At 48.4% G+C, this 2,682-nt stretch carries 4 protein-coding genes and 2 pseudogenes; 3 read left to right on the forward strand and 3 right to left on the reverse strand.

The annotated features are described in order from the left end of the window. The 3 genes and pseudogenes from F9C28_RS19830 to F9C28_RS19840 form a co-directional block, all read left to right on the forward strand. Positions 1-384, forward strand: a pseudogene (locus F9C28_RS19830) (hypothetical protein); the annotation flags it as partial. A 36-nt stretch (positions 385-420) separates the two neighbouring features. Further along, complete coding sequence (locus tag F9C28_RS19835) at positions 421-894, forward strand: thermonuclease family protein (RefSeq protein WP_049004927.1); 474 nt, start codon at positions 421-423, stop codon at positions 892-894. Between the two features lie 105 nt (positions 895-999). After that, positions 1,000-1,296: a hypothetical protein gene (locus F9C28_RS19840; protein WP_086814137.1), complete on the forward strand. Its 297-nt coding sequence runs from the start codon at positions 1,000-1,002 to the stop codon at positions 1,294-1,296. 37 nt (positions 1,297-1,333) lie between these two features. Here F9C28_RS19840 and F9C28_RS19845 read toward each other — a convergent pair whose 3' ends face one another. From F9C28_RS19845 to F9C28_RS20300, 3 genes and pseudogenes are all read right to left on the reverse strand, one after another. Continuing rightward, complete coding sequence (locus tag F9C28_RS19845) at positions 1,334-1,567, reverse strand: hypothetical protein (protein ID WP_004178129.1); 234 nt, start codon at positions 1,565-1,567, stop codon at positions 1,334-1,336. A 40-nt stretch (positions 1,568-1,607) separates the two neighbouring features. Further along, a complete protein-coding gene (locus tag F9C28_RS19850; RefSeq protein ID WP_004178130.1) occupies positions 1,608-2,255 on the reverse strand; it encodes a ParA family protein in 648 nt (215 codons plus the stop codon). Between the two features lie 119 nt (positions 2,256-2,374). After that, a pseudogene (locus F9C28_RS20300) lies at positions 2,375-2,584 on the reverse strand (SprT-like domain-containing protein); the annotation flags it as partial. Positions 2,585-2,682: the final 98 nt, after the last annotated feature.

Genomic DNA, 2,682 nt, shown 5'->3' on the forward strand with positions numbered 1-2,682 from the left:
CGATGTGTTTGCGGGAAAAAAATCGGCCCAGATCCGCGAAATTTTAATCAGCGAGTCAGCTTGGGAAGAAATGACCTGCTTATTCGCACCTTCCATAGCGGCGCAATCGTCGCCGTCGAAACTGAGCGCTCAATGAAAACCCGCGCACGCTATATCAACATCATTAACAGCCATCTGGCGGCCAGCGATGCCGGACGCTGGCACTACGCGATGTATGTCATGCCGGATGACAAAACCAAAACATCGTTAATCCGACTGTTTGACTCCATCAAAACGGTAATGAGGAACAACGTTCCGGTGCCGTTCGACGCGAAAAACCGCGAAATGTTTCTTTTCCGCACCATTGATGAACTGGAGCAAGCAGGCGCCAGCGGCGGCCAGTGATTATTTATATAAATCTATTTTTATAAGGTGTGACAAATGAAATGCCGATCTCGTTTGCTTGTGTTTCTGCCCCTGCTTTTCCCCGCCCTTTGCCTGGCTGATTTTTCTGGCCGTGTTGTTCGGGTCGTCGATGGTGATACTGTCCAGGTACTCGCCGATGGCAAAATGATGAAAGTTCGCCTTAACGGTATCGATGCCCCGGAATCGGGGCAACCGTTCGGCCAGCGCTCGAAGCAAAACTTGTTAAAGCTGGCCGTCCAGAAACAGACGGAGGTCATAGCCAACAATACAGATCGTTATGGCCGCTGGCTGGGAACATTGATGATTGGCGGTATCAATATCAACGCAGAGCAGGTTAAAGCGGGTATGGCGTGGGCTTACCGCTATCATGGCCGTGCCAACGACGAAACAATGCTACGCCTTGAAGAAGAAGCCAGACGCCATAGAATCGGGCTGTGGTCGTCACCTGATCCAGTGGAGCCGTGGAAGTGGCGCAAACAGAATAAATAGGATTATATTTTTATATAATTCTGATATGGTAAGGTTAATTTTTAGACGGACGAGGGACTTATGATATTCGCTAAATTTCAGTCACTGATCCATAAGATAGACACTATGGTTATTCGTGACATTAAACGGGAAATGCCGTTGAAATACTGGTCATTCAAAGTGGCAGAATGGATCGCCAGAATCGGAACGATTGGTTTTGTACTCACTTTTATCACGTATTTTGGATTCGGCCTCATGATGCAGTATTACGGCCAAAACCTGCCGGAATCGTTTACTGAGGGATGCGCTCAAGCCATCGTTGCATTGATAGCTATTGCCCTGGTCGGTTTCCTGGTCAGAGGCGGATTGTACGTCGATCTGGAAAAAAGAATACTGGATAAGTGGCAGAGCTACGTTCAGTGATGGTATCACCCGGCCAGTGGCCGGGATACCGGGTGACTTAATGATGTTTTTTCCAGAATTCCTGGTACGCCTCGAACAGCTCCCCATGTTTCATATCGTTGGCCGCAGCAATGGAGCGGAACTCACGTTTCAGCTCCATATCAATGTATAAGTTAAGCTGTGCCTTACGGCCATCAGCACTTTTCCGGGTAGGATTAAAGCCGTGTTCCGTATCCGCCTGGCTTGGCGGCTCACCTTTGGTATTGCGCGGCTTTGCTGGGACGTTCGCCATAATATCACCTCATAGATAAATATAATTATATTATTATATACTACTGCGTAAGCGTTGTCAGTCGATCGATCACACCCTGCACAACATCATCAGCTTTCTGCCGTGGACCAGGGAAAGGCGACTCCGTAAGAGCAAGCCCTTTATCCTGCGCCTGGCTGAACGATGTCAGAAAAGGAATAGCGCCCGGAATGACGGGAACGCCGCAGGGTTGCAGGTATTCCAGCGCCGCACGATATTCACTCTCACTTTCACTTACCCCCGCAAACACCACCGCCATTTTATCTGTCGAATGTCCTTTGTTACGCAGCGCGTTTACGGTCGTAACGGTCGTTCGTAGATCATCCACGCTAAACCCTGTCGGCAGTACCAGCAAATCGACAATATCAATCAGGCTGAGTAACGATTTCGTGGCATACGCCGCACTGTCGATGACAATCAAATCCCATTGCCCGGATTCAATCTGTTTCTTCGCCTGTGAAACCGTCCCGCATCCCTGAATTGTCACCGGAGGTTCAAAACCATTCCGCAACCGACGTTGCCCCCAGTCCAGGAAAGACCCCTGATCGATATCCATATCCAGCCCAAGAACTCCCCATCCTGCCTTTGTATACTCGGTGGCGATAGCCCGTGACATCGAGGACTTTTTCACCCCACCTTTCCCGTTAGCCAGCGCGATAACAGCGGTCATACAACCCCCTATTAAAATATTTTTATAGAAAAATATAGATTTGGTTTGAGTGTAGCGCAGCCACACAAAAGAGTAAATATAAAACTATAACAATATAATTATAGGTTTATACATTTTTTTTATTCTGTCGCCATAAGCTCACACCGACACTCACCGCAAAGCAATACAGCGGAGGGTTTCGCCCATGCGTTCAGCCCACATTCCGGGCAGGTAAATTTCATGCGGGTGCCAGTACCCTTTACTGGCGGTTTGATCATGACGCTGAGATCGTCATCGTCTGGAATGAGTTCCGGGCGGGATTTGCTGACGGTCAGTGATAGCCGATTAAGGGGTCTGAGGGCCAATGGAACGAAAACGTACGCTAAGGAAATAACCAATTGTTATAATTGATATTATTCATTCTTCTCTATGAACTGAAAGCCCGCAC

The sequence above is a fragment of the Shimwellia pseudoproteus genome, assembly GCF_016415625.1.
Taxonomy (GTDB): domain Bacteria; phylum Pseudomonadota; class Gammaproteobacteria; order Enterobacterales; family Enterobacteriaceae; genus Shimwellia; species Shimwellia pseudoproteus.

Coding starts and splice junctions, on each gene's coding strand:
- F9C28_RS19835 (WP_049004927.1), top strand. CDS start 421: ATGAAATGCCGATCTCGTTTGCTTGTGTTTCTGCCCCTGCTTTTCCCC.
- F9C28_RS19840 (WP_086814137.1), top strand. CDS start 1,000: ATGGTTATTCGTGACATTAAACGGGAAATGCCGTTGAAATACTGGTCA.
- F9C28_RS19845 (WP_004178129.1), bottom strand. CDS start 1,567: ATGGCGAACGTCCCAGCAAAGCCGCGCAATACCAAAGGTGAGCCGCCA.
- F9C28_RS19850 (WP_004178130.1), bottom strand. CDS start 2,255: ATGACCGCTGTTATCGCGCTGGCTAACGGGAAAGGTGGGGTGAAAAAG.